The organism is Oceanobacillus sp. M60 (assembly GCF_053839645.1).
This window is the reverse complement of sequence record NZ_JBSSNH010000006.1, coordinates 134,579-149,344: the sequence shown is the minus strand read 5'-3', so window position 1 is coordinate 149,344 and position 14,766 is coordinate 134,579. Positions and strand designations below refer to the sequence as shown.

At 39.4% G+C, this 14,766-nt stretch carries 15 protein-coding genes and 1 riboswitch; of the genes, 5 read left to right on the top strand and 10 right to left on the bottom strand.

The window, feature by feature from the left end; all coding sequences use genetic code 11:
* Nucleotides 1-58: 58 nt before the first annotated feature.
* The 4 genes from ACW0TQ_RS15655 to ACW0TQ_RS15640 all read right to left on the bottom strand — a co-directional run bounded on the left by ACW0TQ_RS15655 (nucleotide 59) and on the right by ACW0TQ_RS15640 (nucleotide 3,236).
* On the bottom strand, nucleotides 59-1,366 hold the full coding sequence (locus tag ACW0TQ_RS15655; RefSeq protein ID WP_042535362.1) for a DRTGG domain-containing protein: 1,308 nt from the start codon (nucleotides 1,364-1,366) through the stop codon (nucleotides 59-61).
* A gap of 72 nt (nucleotides 1,367-1,438) precedes the next feature.
* Entirely contained in the window at nucleotides 1,439-1,666 is a 228-nt protein-coding gene (locus ACW0TQ_RS15650) for a hypothetical protein (RefSeq protein ID WP_042535365.1), read from the bottom strand.
* Nucleotides 1,667-1,788: 122 nt separating this feature from the next.
* Nucleotides 1,789-2,475 carry a metal-dependent hydrolase gene (locus ACW0TQ_RS15645; RefSeq protein WP_042535366.1) on the bottom strand — a complete coding sequence of 229 codons (687 nt, stop codon included), beginning with the start codon at nucleotides 2,473-2,475 and terminating at the stop codon, nucleotides 1,789-1,791.
* A gap of 92 nt (nucleotides 2,476-2,567) precedes the next feature.
* Entirely contained in the window at nucleotides 2,568-3,236 is a 669-nt protein-coding gene (locus tag ACW0TQ_RS15640) for a PspA/IM30 family protein (protein WP_042535367.1), read from the bottom strand.
* 186 nt (nucleotides 3,237-3,422) lie between these two features.
* Between ACW0TQ_RS15640 and ACW0TQ_RS15635 the strand changes: the two genes are divergently transcribed.
* Both ACW0TQ_RS15635 and ACW0TQ_RS15630 read left to right on the top strand, forming a co-directional pair.
* Entirely contained in the window at nucleotides 3,423-4,520 is a 1,098-nt protein-coding gene (locus ACW0TQ_RS15635) for a M24 family metallopeptidase (RefSeq protein WP_193063243.1), read from the top strand.
* Between the two features lie 211 nt (nucleotides 4,521-4,731).
* A complete protein-coding gene (locus ACW0TQ_RS15630; protein ID WP_042535369.1) occupies nucleotides 4,732-5,163 on the top strand; it encodes a universal stress protein in 432 nt (143 codons plus the stop codon).
* Nucleotides 5,164-5,264: 101 nt separating this feature from the next.
* On the opposite strand, the gene ACW0TQ_RS15625 is transcribed toward ACW0TQ_RS15630, so the two are convergent.
* A complete protein-coding gene (locus ACW0TQ_RS15625; RefSeq protein WP_042535370.1) occupies nucleotides 5,265-6,449 on the bottom strand; it encodes an acetate kinase in 1,185 nt (394 codons plus the stop codon).
* Nucleotides 6,450-6,470: 21 nt separating this feature from the next.
* Nucleotides 6,471-7,463: a class I SAM-dependent methyltransferase gene (locus tag ACW0TQ_RS15620; protein WP_193063241.1), complete on the bottom strand. Its 993-nt coding sequence runs from the start codon at nucleotides 7,461-7,463 to the stop codon at nucleotides 6,471-6,473.
* Between the two features lie 182 nt (nucleotides 7,464-7,645).
* Nucleotides 7,646-7,749, top strand: a riboswitch (purine riboswitch).
* Between the two features lie 155 nt (nucleotides 7,750-7,904).
* Between ACW0TQ_RS15620 and ACW0TQ_RS15615 the strand changes: the two genes are divergently transcribed.
* Both ACW0TQ_RS15615 and ade read left to right on the top strand, forming a co-directional pair.
* Nucleotides 7,905-9,221: an NCS2 family permease gene (locus tag ACW0TQ_RS15615; protein ID WP_193063239.1), complete on the top strand. Its 1,317-nt coding sequence runs from the start codon at nucleotides 7,905-7,907 to the stop codon at nucleotides 9,219-9,221.
* 21 nt (nucleotides 9,222-9,242) lie between these two features.
* The gene (ade, locus tag ACW0TQ_RS15610) at nucleotides 9,243-11,018 is read left to right on the top strand and encodes an adenine deaminase (RefSeq protein ID WP_289584940.1); all 1,776 of its coding nucleotides are present in this window, start codon (nucleotides 9,243-9,245) and stop codon (nucleotides 11,016-11,018) included.
* A gap of 45 nt (nucleotides 11,019-11,063) precedes the next feature.
* On the opposite strand, the gene tpx is transcribed toward ade, so the two are convergent.
* From tpx to ACW0TQ_RS15595, 3 genes are all read right to left on the bottom strand, one after another.
* Entirely contained in the window at nucleotides 11,064-11,564 is a 501-nt protein-coding gene (gene tpx, locus ACW0TQ_RS15605; RefSeq protein ID WP_042535376.1) for a thiol peroxidase, read from the bottom strand.
* A gap of 92 nt (nucleotides 11,565-11,656) precedes the next feature.
* Nucleotides 11,657-12,172: a GerW family sporulation protein gene (ytfJ, locus tag ACW0TQ_RS15600; RefSeq protein ID WP_042535378.1), complete on the bottom strand. Its 516-nt coding sequence runs from the start codon at nucleotides 12,170-12,172 to the stop codon at nucleotides 11,657-11,659.
* Nucleotides 12,169-12,729, bottom strand: coding sequence for a DUF2953 domain-containing protein (locus ACW0TQ_RS15595; protein WP_042535380.1), 561 nt, complete (start codon nucleotides 12,727-12,729; stop codon nucleotides 12,169-12,171). The genes ytfJ and ACW0TQ_RS15595 overlap by 4 nt, the downstream gene beginning before the upstream one ends.
* 271 nt (nucleotides 12,730-13,000) lie before the next feature.
* Between ACW0TQ_RS15595 and ACW0TQ_RS15590 the strand changes: the two genes are divergently transcribed.
* Entirely contained in the window at nucleotides 13,001-13,798 is a 798-nt protein-coding gene (locus ACW0TQ_RS15590) for an NAD kinase (protein ID WP_042535382.1), read from the top strand.
* 161 nt (nucleotides 13,799-13,959) lie between these two features.
* Here the strand turns inward: ACW0TQ_RS15590 and ACW0TQ_RS15585 are convergent, their stop codons facing one another.
* Nucleotides 13,960-14,157 (bottom strand): alpha/beta-type small acid-soluble spore protein, encoded by a 198-nt coding sequence (locus ACW0TQ_RS15585; RefSeq protein ID WP_040979745.1) that lies wholly within the window; start codon nucleotides 14,155-14,157, stop codon nucleotides 13,960-13,962.
* Nucleotides 14,158-14,766: the final 609 nt, after the last annotated feature.

Here is a 14,766-nt window from a genome sequence, read left to right as displayed (position 1 = left end):
TGGAATTATCGTATTCCAGTTGTTTTTTTCGTCTTCAAAAGAAAAATCAATTACGCTGTTACCGATTGATCAGCTGCGCCATAATCAATGACCGTCCGACAGTAGTTTGTCCATGCATTACTTCTACATCTATCTTTGCATATAAACGGCCGACATCTAAAAGTGTTGGCTTAAGAAGTAAAATACTGTCGATTGGTACCGGCTTGCTGAAATAAACCGTAATATTCTCAATCGAAATTTCTGCTTTCTTCTCTATTTTCATCATTTTTTCACTTGCTTCTGTGATGAGAGCTGTAAATACACCATGTGATAATGTTCCTAAATGGTTTGTCATTTGCGGAATAACATGCGCTTCAAACAACCCTTCCTCACTCGGATTCTGCGACATATTGTTAGCAACAATATCTTCAATTGTTTCTCCGACCTGCGGCTGTCTCTGGATCTGCTGCATGGCTTTTAATACGTCCTGTCTGGAAACAACGCCTTTTAATACATGCGAACTATCCACCACAGGAACGAGCTCGATACCTTCCCAGACCATCATATGTGCAACCGAGGCTAAAGATGTTTTTTCCTGAACAACTAACGGCTTCCGGCTCATGATACGATCAATAAATGTAGTTTGGTCTTTCCCGACGATATCTCTCGAAGAAACCATTCCTACTACTTTCATACGGTCGTCCACAACCGGAAATCGTGTGTGCGAGGAAACTTCATTATTAATATACCAATCCTTCACCTGCTGTTTCGCCGCTAAATAATAAGAGGACTCAAACGGTGTTGAAATATCTCCTACAAAAATAATTTCCTTTTTAATCAATTGATCATAAATCGCGCGGTTAATCATAGCCGCAACTGTAAACGTATCATAGCTTGTCGAAATAATAGGCAATTTTTTTTCATTGGCAAGCTGTTTTATAGAATCATCCGTATCGAAGCCTCCTGTAATCAGGACAGCTGCTCCCGCTTCTAAAGCAAGCTTATGCGCTTCAAAACGGTTTCCGACAATCAGCAGCGAATCAGCTTGCGTATAGCGCATCATGGCATTTAACTGCATGGCGCCAATCACAAATTTACTGAGTGTTTTATGAAGCCCGTCTCTGCCTCCAAGTACTTGTCCATCAATGATATTAACAATCTCAGCAAACGTCAGCTCTTCAAAATTATCTTTCTTTTTCTTCTCGATCCGAATCGTTCCTACACGTTCAATCGTACTTACGATTCCTTGATTTTCTGCTTCCTTAATCGCCCGGTAAGCAGTCCCATCACTCACATTTAAATCTTTCGCAATTTGACGGACAGATATCTTGCTTCCAACTGGCAATGATAAAATATGCTGTAAAATCTGTTCATGCTTGGTCGCCATCTGCCATCACCCTCTTTCAACTGTACTATATAAAACATATTAGTCTTATTATACAATTGATACAGGAGAAACTCAATGGCTGCGCAGTTTCTTCTTATTTATCCCCTCCTGTTCCATAACCGGGGGCCGGGACATTTTTAATAGTGTTGCAAGATTTGCGCCGATAAATACAAAGGCAAATAATAACCAGCACCCCCAAAAGAGGAATTCTAAAGAGCTGGAAGACTGCGGAACCATCGGCCATGCAATATAGATAAAAAAGCAAACTAATAATAACCTTAGAATAATATTTGTTTTCAAGGCTGGCATCCTCCTTTTTTATAATTGTATGAGCGAGGATGATTTCTATGCAGCAGAAAACCACAGAATATAATCTATCTCTGTGGTTTTCTAGCAAAATATATACTTTTTGAACACGCACGTTAAGAAGTTAAATCGATTGTTTCTCCAACTTTCATTGCGCGGGCATTACCAGCCTTCACTTTAGATGCCCAATCTTCCGGATCCTGAACAATCGGCGGAAAGGTATTATAATGCACAGGAACAACTGTCTTGGCATTTACCCATTCAGCTGCAAGCAGTGCATCACTTGGCCCCATCGTAAAATTATCACCGATTGGAATAAAGGCAATATCAATATCATTTAATTCACCGTACATTTTTAAATCTGTAAACAATGCCGTATCTCCTAAGTGATACATTGTCTTTCCATTTACTGTAAGAAGTATTCCTGCAGGCATTCCTCCGTAAATGACTGTTCCATCCTCTTCTTCATAGGATGAGCCGTGAAAAGCTTGCGTAAGCTGCACTTTCCCAAATTCAAATTCACGGGAACCGCCGATATGCATTGGATGTGCCTCCACACCTTTTGATGCTATATAATCGGCAAGTTCTTTCGGCGCTACAACCAAGGCATCGTTATTTTTAGCTATTTCCACTGTATCTCCGACATGATCATTATGAGCATGTGTCAGCAAAATAACGTCAGCCTTTTCCGTACTCGGATCTAAATCACATGCTTCATTTCCATTGATAAACGGGTCAATAATGATGCGATGCTTTCCTGTATCTACTTTTACTACAGAATGTCCATGAAAAGATACTTTCACTGAAAATCTCTCCTTTGACGATTTGGATTATTATTTTGATTTCGTAGTGTGTCTTCCCGCTATCAGGTATTTCTATGCATCTTTTTCAGCAATTATTTATTAAATTTCTTTTTCAAAGCAGCTAATTCATCATCCACCCCATTATTATTTTCAAGCTCTTTGAATTCATCATCCAGCGTACGCGCACTTTCATTTAAATCTTCTGAGGTTTCTGCTTCTGCTTCGTATTGCAGTACTTTTTCTTCCATTCTTTCAAATCCTTGACGAGATTGATCGCTGCCGATAGAAGACATTGTACGGTTCATTTTCGTTCTTGTTTTCGCAGATTCTGCACGTGCCTTTAAGGAGTCTTTTTTCAATTTCATTTCTTGGTATTCTTTTTTCATTTCAGATAGTTTTTCTTTCAGGATTCGGACATCCTCATCCGCGCGCTCCCAAGAAGCTTGTAGAGACTCATACGATTTCTCCTGATGTCTTTTATCTTCTAATGCTTTTCTCGCTAATTCTTCATTATCTGCTTCTACTGCTTTTTCAGCCTGTTCCTGGCGCTTTTCCACCATCGCTTTCGCATCATTCGCTTTGCGCTTCAGCATTTTTTCATTGGCCATTTGTTTTGCTACAGCAGCTTCAACCTCTTCAATATCCTTGCCCATATCCCGCAAGTACTGATCTAACATCTTGACCGGATCTTCCGCCTTATCAATCATTGCATTCAGTTCTGAACTGACAATTGTTTTCATTCGATTAAAAAATTGAAACATACAAATCCTCCTCTTGGAATAAGTAATAGTAATGTACGGTCCGTGTACAGTATGAAATACGATTGATTTCGCAAAAAGTTTCATTTTTATCGGATTTTTTCTTTCTATCTGCTATAATTTTTTTAGAGCATACTATTTATTCATGTCAAACAGCAGTAATACTAATCAACTAGGAGGCAAAAAATAATGTCAGACAGAATTAACCATTTATTTGCCGAGCTAAAAAAACAGCAAGCGGACAGTTGTTTTATCAGCTCCAAAGCAAATGTATATTATTTAAGCGGATACTATACTGATCCGCATGAAAGAGTTATCGGAATCCTTGTTATGGACGGAATCGACCCGATATTTCTATTACCTAAAATGGAAGAAGATGATGCAAGAAATGCCGGATGGGAGCATTTGATTGTAAGCTATTATGACCATGAAAATCCTTGGCATTCCTTACAGGCGTTCTTAAAGAAACAAGAAAAAGAACCAGCTGTCATGGCAGTGGAAAAAGACCATCTGACGCTTTACCGTTATAACCAGCTTCAAGAAATCTTCCCGGATGCGGCCTATATAGATGCCACGCCAGTTATCCAAAATCTGCGTTTAATTAAAACCAAAAAAGAGCATGATTTATTACGGACAGCCGCTGAATTAGCAGATTTAGGTGTTAAAACTGGTGTGGAAGCCTTAAAAGAAGGTGTCTCCGAACTAGAGGTAGTTGCGACCATTGAGCACACCTTAAAAAAACAGGGTATACGCGAGATGTCCTTTCAGACCATGGCTTTATTCGGTTCAAAAACAGCCTCCCCTCACGGAAATCCTGATAAAACGCAGTTAGAGAAAAATAGTTTCGTTCTCTTCGATTTAGGAGTTATTTATCAAGGTTATTGCTCTGATATTACAAGGACTGTTGCCTTTGGTAATATCTCAGATGAACAGAAACAGATATATGACACGGTGTTGGAAGCACAAGAAAGAGCGATAGATGCAAGCAGAACCGGCACTGCAGTCGGCGAATTAGATAAAATCGCAAGAAATTATATTACAGAGCAAGGATACGGTGACTATTTCACACACCGGCTTGGGCATGGATTGGGAATTGAAACACATGAATATCCTTCCATGCACAGCGAAAACACCCTTCCTATCGAACCTGGAATGTGTTTTACGATTGAACCTGGAATCTATGTTCCAAATATTGGCGGCGTAAGAATTGAAGATATGCTGTTTACGACCAATTATATGCCTTTAGAGCTGACAAAATATCCAAAAACATTACAAATTATTTCTTAGTTTTTAAATTACGAAAACCCCGGTCTGCAGAAGACCGGGGTTTTATTGATTCTAAAATTGTTTTAAGCTCGACTGTCAAGCATTTTTCGAATTTTAGAATCATTTCATTTGCTTTTTTGACTTTTTTTCGAAATGTTATGTAATTTACATTTATTCGTTTGTAACGCTTACAAATCAGGTATATAATAATAGTAGAAAGGGGAGATGAATCATGATGGAATATAAAAATATTGTTGTCGCAGTAGATGGATCGAAAGCAGCTGAAAAGGCTTTTACTAAGTCGCTCGCTGTTGCTAAACGAAATAATGCTCGATTGATTCTTGCTCATGTCGTGGACTCTCGTAATTTCTCAACAGCTGAAGCGTATGACCGTTCTTTATCCGAAAGAGCAGAGACGTATGCGAAAGAATTATTGGATGATTACGTCAAACAGGCTGAAGCTGCCGGATTAACAGATATTGTCCGCTGCATTGAATATGGGTCTCCTAAAGTCAAAATTGCTAAAGAAATAGCGGCTAATTTTGAAGCTGATTTAATCATGTGCGGGGCGACCGGGATGAATGCTGTAGAGCGCTTCTTAATTGGAAGTGTATCTGAAAGCATTACGAGATATGCCAGCTGCGACGTGCTTGTTACGCGCTAGAACTTTTTAAGAATCTTTTTATTTTCCTATTAAAAATGTATTGAAAAAGCCTTTTTACTCGATAAGCTTCATGAGTAAAAAGGCTTTTGGGGCTGTATATGTTATTGACTTAAACGAACGGTATCCCGGGCAATCATTACTTCTTCATTTGTCGGAATGACCATTACTTTTACTGGAGAATGCGGGTAGTTGATGAATTGTTCTTTCCCGCGAACATCATTTAGTTTTGGGTCCCAATAAATGCCCATGAATTCTAAACCGGTAAGAATTTTTTCACGTATAGCAATGCTATTTTCCCCTACACCTGCAGTGAATATAATTGCATCCACGCCATTCATTTTAGCAGCATACGATCCAATATACTTATGAATACGCCCAGCAAACACATTTAATGCAAGCTCAGCTCGTTCATTCGTATCTGCTTCATCCTGAATATCACGTAAATCACTAGAGAACCCAGATAATGCCAGCATTCCACTTTCTTTATTTAATACATGCAATACCTCGTCAACTGTTTTCCCAGTACGCTGCATAATATAAGGAATCAAGGCAGGGTCAATATTTCCAGATCTTGTCCCCATGGTTACTCCGGCTAGCGGTGTAAAGCCCATTGAAGTATCCATTGATTTCCCATCTTTAATTGCTGTAACACTGGCGCCATTACCAATATGGCAAGAAATTAAACGAAGACTTTCCAACGGTCTTCCTAAAAGCTCCGCCGCACGCTCAGAAACATATTTATGAGAAGTTCCGTGGAATCCATATTTACGAATTCCATAGTCTTCATAATAGTTTCTTGGCAAGCTATATAAATAAGAAGATGCCGGCATAGACTGATGGAACGCTGTATCAAATACTGCCACCATTGGAACATCTGGAAGAATTTCTTTAAAAGCATTGATTCCAGTCAAGTTAGCAGGGTTATGCAAAGGAGCCAGTTCAGATACTTCCTCAATTTTTTGAATTGCTTCATCATCTAATAAAACCGAATCAGAGAAATACTCTCCTCCATGAACAACACGGTGTCCTACCGCATCAATCTCATCAAATGATTGAATAATTCCTTGAGAAATTAAAGCATCTAATAACATTTTTACTGCTACACTATGATCTGGAATATCTGTAACTGTTTTTTCTTCTTCTCCATTTGCTTCCATTTTAAAAACAGATTCTGGTAATCCGATTCTTTCTACTAGGCCGATTGCCGCTACTTCCTCTTCAGGCATTTTTATCAATTGAAATTTTAAAGATGAACTCCCCGCATTAATTGCTAATACATTACTCATTTTCATTCCACTCCTATATTTTCATTTAATCCTATTTGGATAGGATGTAAACCATTCATTGATTTGTTTGATAATATCTGCCATTGCTTGCGCATTCTTAAATGAAGGCAATTGTACAAGTAACGGCTGCTTCGGTTCTTTTGTACCATACCCTTTTTTCTGCAGGATTAATACACTTTTCGCCTGATTTTTTGACTTGAAAGATGTTTCCGGCAAGCGGATGACTCCGACAATATGTGCAGTTTCCTGGAAAAACGCATGCAGCTTGTCCGATTGATCACTGTCAAATAAAAATTCCGGGATAACACCGATAAAAAAGCCGCCCTCTTTTAAATATTTCAAACTCTGCTCTATAAATAAATGATGTGCGTAAGAATTTCCTTTATCAGCCTTTAATTGATATTCTTCCGCTGTCACATCATCTGGATAATACCCTACTGGAAGATCTGTGACAACCATATCTACAGGCTCTATCAGGAAAGGCCGTAAACTGTCTTGATGATAAAAGCTGATTTCTTTTTTCTGCAAATTGGCATTTAACACAGCCAGCTCTATCAACGCGGGATCGACTTCAGAAGCATATGCTTTAAAAGGATTTTCCAATTGATTCAAGACGATGGTAAGCAGATTAGCTGTCCCGCCAGCCGGGTCAAAAAGACTTATTTGCCCTTTTTTATCAATCAGCTTATTTGTCAGGTAGCTGATTAAAAAGCCGACTGTATCAGGCGTCATTAAATGCTGCTGTTGCGAAGCCCCTTTCATCCCTTTTAAAATAGACAGGCTTAACGCTTTTCGATACGTTTCTGCATCAAATTCTTCTTCATTAACTGTTTGAACCGGTTTTGCAACCTTGTGCTTTGTAACATCGTCTAACTCATCTTGAGCTCCATCATCTAAGATGATATTTAAAGCGATAATCAAACTTTCCAGATAGGTTTCATTTTTTGCATTTTGTATGATTTCAGTAACTTCATCTATAGATTTAAATAATTTCTCAACATTTGATTGCTCCATGGCATGTCCTCCTATCCAAGCTGACAACTTTCTATTTTAACAATACTTGAGACAGATGTAAAAGGAATTTCTCTTACATATTCTTATATGTTAGCAGTTTACCCAGAAAACACGAACAATAAATCTATTTTTCCTCAAAACGTTCATTTTTTATGTTGATATTTCAACCACTGTCTGCTATAGTAACTTAAGTGTATTTAACTCGTATATTCTCAGTAATATGGTCTGAGCGTTTCTACCTGGTTCCCGTCAAAGAACCGGACTACGTAGTTAAAGTCTATGTTAACTATAGCATTTATTTGGGTTTTGAATTGGTACAATTCTGTTACACATAACTTTAACTTACAAAGTTCGGAAATACAGGGATATCCTGTTTTTTCCGAACTTTGTTTATTTTACGAGACACATCCAACAATTCATTTAGAAGGAGATCGTCATCTTATGAAGTTTTCTAACAAACTTAATCAATTCTTTCATTTAACGGAAAACAAAACAGATACACGAACAGAATTGACAGCAGGATTAACTGTGTTTATGACCATGCTATACGTTCTTATCATTGTTCCTGGAATGCTGGAGGAAGCGGGGATGCCTGTAGGGCCTATTACTGTTTCCGTCATCCTGATGACAGGAATAGTCACTATACTAATGGGGTTATACAGTAACCGTCCGTTTGCCCTTGCTCCCGGCCTGGGCTCTGTTGCTTTTTTAGCAGTCACTTTGGTTCTCGCTGAAGGAATTCCTTGGCAAACCGCGATGGGTATGGTATTTATCTCAGGTATCCTATTCGTATTATTTACCATCTTCGGTTTAAGAAAATTGATAGTTCGCCTTATTCCGCCGGCAATCAAATTGTCTATTGGTGCAGGTGTCGGTTTATTTATTGCACTCATCGGTTTTCGAAATGCGGGGCTGGTGGTTGCTGATGAGGGTGCAAATTCTCTGCAATTAGGCGATGTCAGCTCCCCCAGTGCTATACTCGCTTTAATTGGATTTCTCATTATGAGTGTTCTTTTAGCACGAAATGTGCGCGGACATTTATTAATCGGAATTGCGCTTGTAACCATTATTGGTATTCCAATGGGAGTAACTCAGCTTCCTGAATCCATATTTTCATTACCTGAAAGTCCGGGACCAGTATTATTTCAATTAGATATCATGGATGCATTAAAAATGGCATATTTCCCATTTATGCTGGCCTTTTTCGTACCGGACTTCTTCTCCAGCCTCGGCACCATGCTGGGTGTTGCTGGAAAAGGGAACATGCTGGACAAGAATGGAAACCTGCCGAATATTGATAAGCCTTTCTTAGTGGATGCAGGCGGTACCACCTTGGGCTCCTTCTTCTCTGTCCCTGTCATGACAACCTATGTGGAATCTGCAGCTGGCGTCGAAGCAGGCGGCCGTACTGGATTAACTGCTGTTTCTACAGGAATTTTATTTTTAGCAACCTTATTCGTTACGCCGATTATTATGATTATTCCTACAGAAGCAACAGCTCCAGCCTTGATTTTAGTTGGGTTAACCATGCTTTCTTCTGTTAAAAACATTGATTTCACAGAAGTTACGGAATCATTGCCGGCATTTATTACCATCGTAATCACCATTTTCACTTTTAATTTCGGAAACGGAATTTCTGCCGGTATTATTATGTATGTTGTTGTAAAAAGCTTGTCTGGCCGGATAAAAGAAGTTCATCCGGGACTGTTTGTTCTTGTTATCCCATTGATTATTTATTTTATAACCTTAGCAGAATAAAGCAACACAAGGAGGAAAAAAATGATGAAATATAGTCGCAACCAAATCGTAGCTGCAGCACGCGGAGATATCAAAATGGATTTAGTTATCCGGAATGCACAGCTGGTTAACGTATTTACTGCAGAAGTATATCCTGCCGATATCGGCATAAAAGAAAATCGTTTTAGTGCAATTGCTGCGTATGAAAATGGCAAACCTTCCTTTCCTATCGAGGGTGAAAAAGAAATCGATGCAAAAGGAAAATATGCCATTCCAGGATTGATTGACTGTCATGTGCATATCGAAAGCACAATGGTTACACCAGACATGTTTGCCCGCGAAGTTTTACGTCATGGCACCACAACAGCAGTTATCGACCCGCATGAAATCGGAAATGTCCTTGGAAAAGAAGGTGTGGAATACATGGCAGCCGCCAGCAGAAATCTGCCCGTACAATTCTTACTTACCATTCCTTCTTGCGTACCAGCGGTCCCAGGTGTGGAGACAGCTGGGGCAGCATTTGGTCCGGAAGATATTAATGAACTATTAGACTTGCCGGAAGCAGTCGGTGTTGCTGAAGTCATGGATTATGTCGGTGTCATTAACCAAGATGATCGAATGGCAGGCATTGTGGAAGCTGGTCTGCAAAAAAATAAGCTGAACGAAGGCCATCTGCCAAGAGTATCAGGAAAAGATTTGCACGCCTACCTTGCTGCTGGAGTAAATACAGATCATGAAAGCCGTAAATCAGATGAAATTATTGAGAAATTAAGGGCTGGCATGCTGATCTATATCCGGGAATCCAGTGTCAGCCAATTTGCTGACATTGCTGCAGAAGCATGGAAGGTTCTTCCTTACGCTTCCAATATTGCCATGTGTACAGATGATGTGGAACCTAGTGATATGCTGAAAAACGGACAAATGAGCCGGGTCGTCCGCCGCTGTATTGAAGAAGGAATTCCCGCACCATTAGCAATTCGCTATGCAAGTTTAAATGGTGCGGTCCGTTTCGGATTGAGAGATCAGGGAGCGATTGCCTCCGGCTATATCGCCAGCTTCTCCCTTGTCAACTCCCTTGATGAGATGGATATCAACGATGTATTTGTCGAAGGAAAACAATTGGTGGAGGAGAAGCATTTAACAGAAACCCTATCCAGTGAAGTACCGCCACTAACAAAAAATACAGTTTCCATCCCTGTATTAACAGAAGAAGATTTTCAAATTACTTCACCCGTACAGAACGGAAAAGTAAGAATCAATACGATGGAGATGCTTCCAATCGGTACTACACAGAAAAGAACGGTGGAACTGGAAGCTGTAAATGGGGTTATTTCATCTCTCCCAGAGGATTGCCTATATGTTTCAGTAACTGGAAGACATGGGCAAGGTAGAAAACCATTTGTAGGTATATTGAAAAATGCTGGATTAAAAGAAGGAGCTTATGCTACTACGATTGCGCATGACAGCCATAACCTTGTCGTTGTTGGAAAAAATACAAAGGATATGCTTCTAGCTGCCAAGCAATTAGAAGCTTCCGGCGGCGGACTTTGCCTTGTATCTAATCAAGAAGTCAAAGCACAAGTTAACTTGCCGATTGCCGGATTAATGGCAGCGGAACCTGTGGAAGAGCTTGCACCAAAAATTGATTCCTTTAATCAAACAGCAGATTCCATGGGAGTAAAGGTTGGCAGACGCTCTCCTTCGATGGCATTATCTTCTTTAACCTTAACTGTCATCCCTGAAGTACGAATTACTGATTTAGGATTATTGGATGTAGCAACACAAAAGATGATTCCATTATTTGAATCCGTAGAATAACCAATAAAAAAAGCATGGTCCCAAGCGGAAACCATGCTTTTTTTATTATTTTGATTTTAAATGTTCCAATACCGCATCATAATCCGGATGGTCTGATACTTCTGAAACGTATTCCACATAAGTAATTTTGTTATTTTCGTCCACAACGAAAATGGAACGGGCTAATAAACGAAGCTCTTCAATAAGCACACCATACTTCTCGCCGAAATCTGCGGAGCGATGATCAGATAATGTTTCTACGTTTTCAATCCCATTTGCACCGCACCAGCGTTTTTGAGCAAATGGCAAATCCATGCTGATTGTAAGTACCGATACATTATCCAGGCTGGCTGCTTCCTCATTAAAACGACGAGTCTGCTCGGAACATACACCAGTATCTAAAGAAGGCACAACACTGATTAGTTTCACCTTTCCTTCGTAATCAGCTAATGTTTTCTCAGATAAATCATTTGCAAGTACCGTAAAGTCAGGAGCATTGTTCCCTGCTTTTTGTTCTTCTCCTAATAATGTAACGGGTTCTTGTTTAAATGTAGTTTGTTTTGGCATGATATTTCTCCTCCCCATCTTTACTATTATCATTCAATTCCTATTATGGGGCTTGTTATACAAACTGTCCAATTATAGCTATTGTAGACAATCTATATTTCAAAACGGGTAAGAATCGATTCTAATTCTCCCTTTTCCTTTTCAGGCTCCTTCTCTGAAGTTTTTACCCGTTCTTTTTCATCTTTTTTATGATGATGCTGCTCTACTTTCTTTTCGCCACTTTTTTCTTTTTTCAGCATATTTGATCGCTGCAGCAGCTCTGGCAGTAAATCAATTAATTTTTCATACAGATGTGTATGCTGATCCATATGAACCAAATCCATCTTTCCTTCTTTTAATACGAGAAAAGCAACCGGTGTAATCGATACTCCTCCCCCGCTTCCGCCGCCAAATGGAATTTCGTGCTCTTCCACATCATCTGCCTTTAATTCTGACGGCATAAATTCGCTTCCGCCCGCCGCAAAACCAAAACCAACCTTGGAAACAGGAATAATCACAGTCCCATCGGGTGCTTTTAAAGGCTCTCCTACAATTGTATTTACCTCAACCATCTTTTGTATATTTTTCATTGCGCTAGACATCAAACCTTCTATTGGATGTTCTGTCATTTTCTTACCTCCTTTATTTTCAATACACGCATGATTCCTAGAATAGTTTTTCCTAAGCGGAAGGAAATCATACACGAAAAAGCAGTCTCAAGACGGGCACTTTGAAAATCCGGCTGAACATTAATTTGCGGTTTCCCGCAAAGCTGAAGGTGCTGTGAAAGGTAACCGACCAGCCACCCTTTTACAGCCCACATTGTCCCGCTGGTGATAGAAGTAGTAAAGGCATTCCCTGTTCCTCCTTTGGTCTGCCATTTAAATTCAAGCACCTGCAATTCCTTTAATAAAGCTTGTAATCGTATTTCTTTTAAAACATGAAGCTTTTTCTCCCGCAACAGCTTATAAAAATGGATAAATCCTTTTTCCATCTCTGCCTGGTTTGATATACGTAAATTCTTCTGCCTGATCACACACCATTTATAAAGATAGACAGAAATCTGTGCATCACGCATTTCCGGAAATTGATATTTAATTTTAATAATCCATTTACTTTGCAGGAAAAAAGCGATGAAAAAAACTATTCCTGCGATAAGAATTAAAATAATGTATAAACTATCCATAATCAGCGCTCCTGAATGTGTATTTTCAATTGGTTCCCTTTCCTATACCATTCACTATCTGTTCATATTCTAAAGAGAAATACCAGCTAGAAAATGTTATGATAAAGATAGAAAATGCTTATTTCTAAAGGAGGATGGTGCTCTTGCACTTCCTTTTGAAATAAAAAGCAGCTCATCCGTTCCTGTCTGACAACATGACGGCTCTATATCATGGATAGAGCAGACTGACAGAAGCGTACAGTGCCACTATATTTTGTTTGGAGGTTATTATATGCAGAATCGAAATAACATTTTCTTTTATTACCACCCTCGACAGGAAGGCGAAAAAACAAATCACCTGAAATCGCTGGCGGAACAAAATGGTTTGAATGTCGTGAACGAATCTAAAGATGCGTCTATTATTGTCAGTATTGGCGGAGATGGCACCTTTTTGCAGGCAGTTCGCCGCACCGGTTTCCGCCAGGATTGCATCTATACAGGTATCGCGGATGGGGATCAAATTGGATTATACTGTGATTTTAGTATAACCAGATTTGAAGAAATGATTGATGCGGTCACAAATAATAAAATAGAAGTCCGCCGTTTTCCAACAATTAAAGTGAGTGTGAATGGAGAAAAAGCTTTTTATTGCTTAAATGAAGTATCTCTGCGCTCCAGTATTATTAAAACGATTGTTATCGATGTTAAAATAGACGATGAACATTTTGAAACATTCCGGGGTGACGGCATGGTAGTATCTACTCCTACAGGTAGTACAGGCTACTCCAAATCAGCTCACGGGGCAGTTATCGACCCGTTACTGTCAAGCTTTCAAGTTTCTGAAGTCGCCTCTTTAAATAATAATAATTATCGTACATTAGGATCCTCTTTTATATTAAATCAGAATAGAAGACTGCAGCTGGAAGTCATTCAAGACGGCAATGATTATCCAATTATCAGTCTCGATAATGAAGCATGGCCTGTACAGCGCATTCGTCATGTAGACATCGAAATGGACAACACCGTTATAAAAACCGTCAGAATGTCAAACAACACTTTCTGGAATCGTATACAACGTACTTTTTTATAAAACGTAACTTCACTCAGCTGCAGTTCCAGGGGAAATTCTCCTTAATAAAATAATTCAAAACCTGCCGCGCACTGCACTAATAAGCTGCGGCAGTTTTTTTATCAGATCCAAATATAAAGGCTGCCCCCGCATCAGCGGAGGCAGCCAGCCAATCATGTTATTTATTTAGTTCCACCAAATTGTTGCTCAGCCATTGTTACTAATCTTTTCGTAATTTCTCCACCAACAGATCCGTTAGCACGAGAAGTTGAGTCAGGACCAAGTTGAACACCAAATTCCTGAGCAATTTCGTATTTCATTTGATCAAGTGCTTGTTGCACTCCTGGAACAACTAATTGATTTGAGTTATTGTTTGCCATGTTGTTCACCTCCTTGGTAACTATAGATTGCACCAAGCAGGGGAGAAACATGCATTTGTTTTTATGGTAATTTTTTCTTGTGCATGTCCTTTTTATATTACTCAACTTTCGCACATTAAAAAGTAACTTTATCTCTATAGAAACAGGAGTTGATTGTTCCTTGGATAACTTCCTTGACAAAGAATAGAAGGTGAAGTGTAAAGCACCGCTGCGGAAAAACACTACGCTTTCCATGGGCTTGCGCTCAGCCTCCTCAAAAAAAGAAGTTCGCTTTTTTCTGCGGGGTCTTCCCACTGGGACTGCGATTACTCGCCCCGCAGAAGACCATTGCGCTTTCCCATAGGAGTCTCGGTGTTTTTCCTCCGCTAGTAGGATATTCTATACATGGAAAACACCTCACCAAATAGATGTTTAATCAGATAGAACATATTTTTCATGCTGTATGGTAAAATGTTCGACCAAGATTCCTTTCTGTACATCGAAGCTATCCTCTTTATTTCATATCCATGCTGTTATGATTGGGTTGTTCAGACGAAAGCTGCTATTTCATCCAACTCATTGAGATGTTATTTCTTTCATTCACTGCAGAATCCTATCAGAGCACAGGCC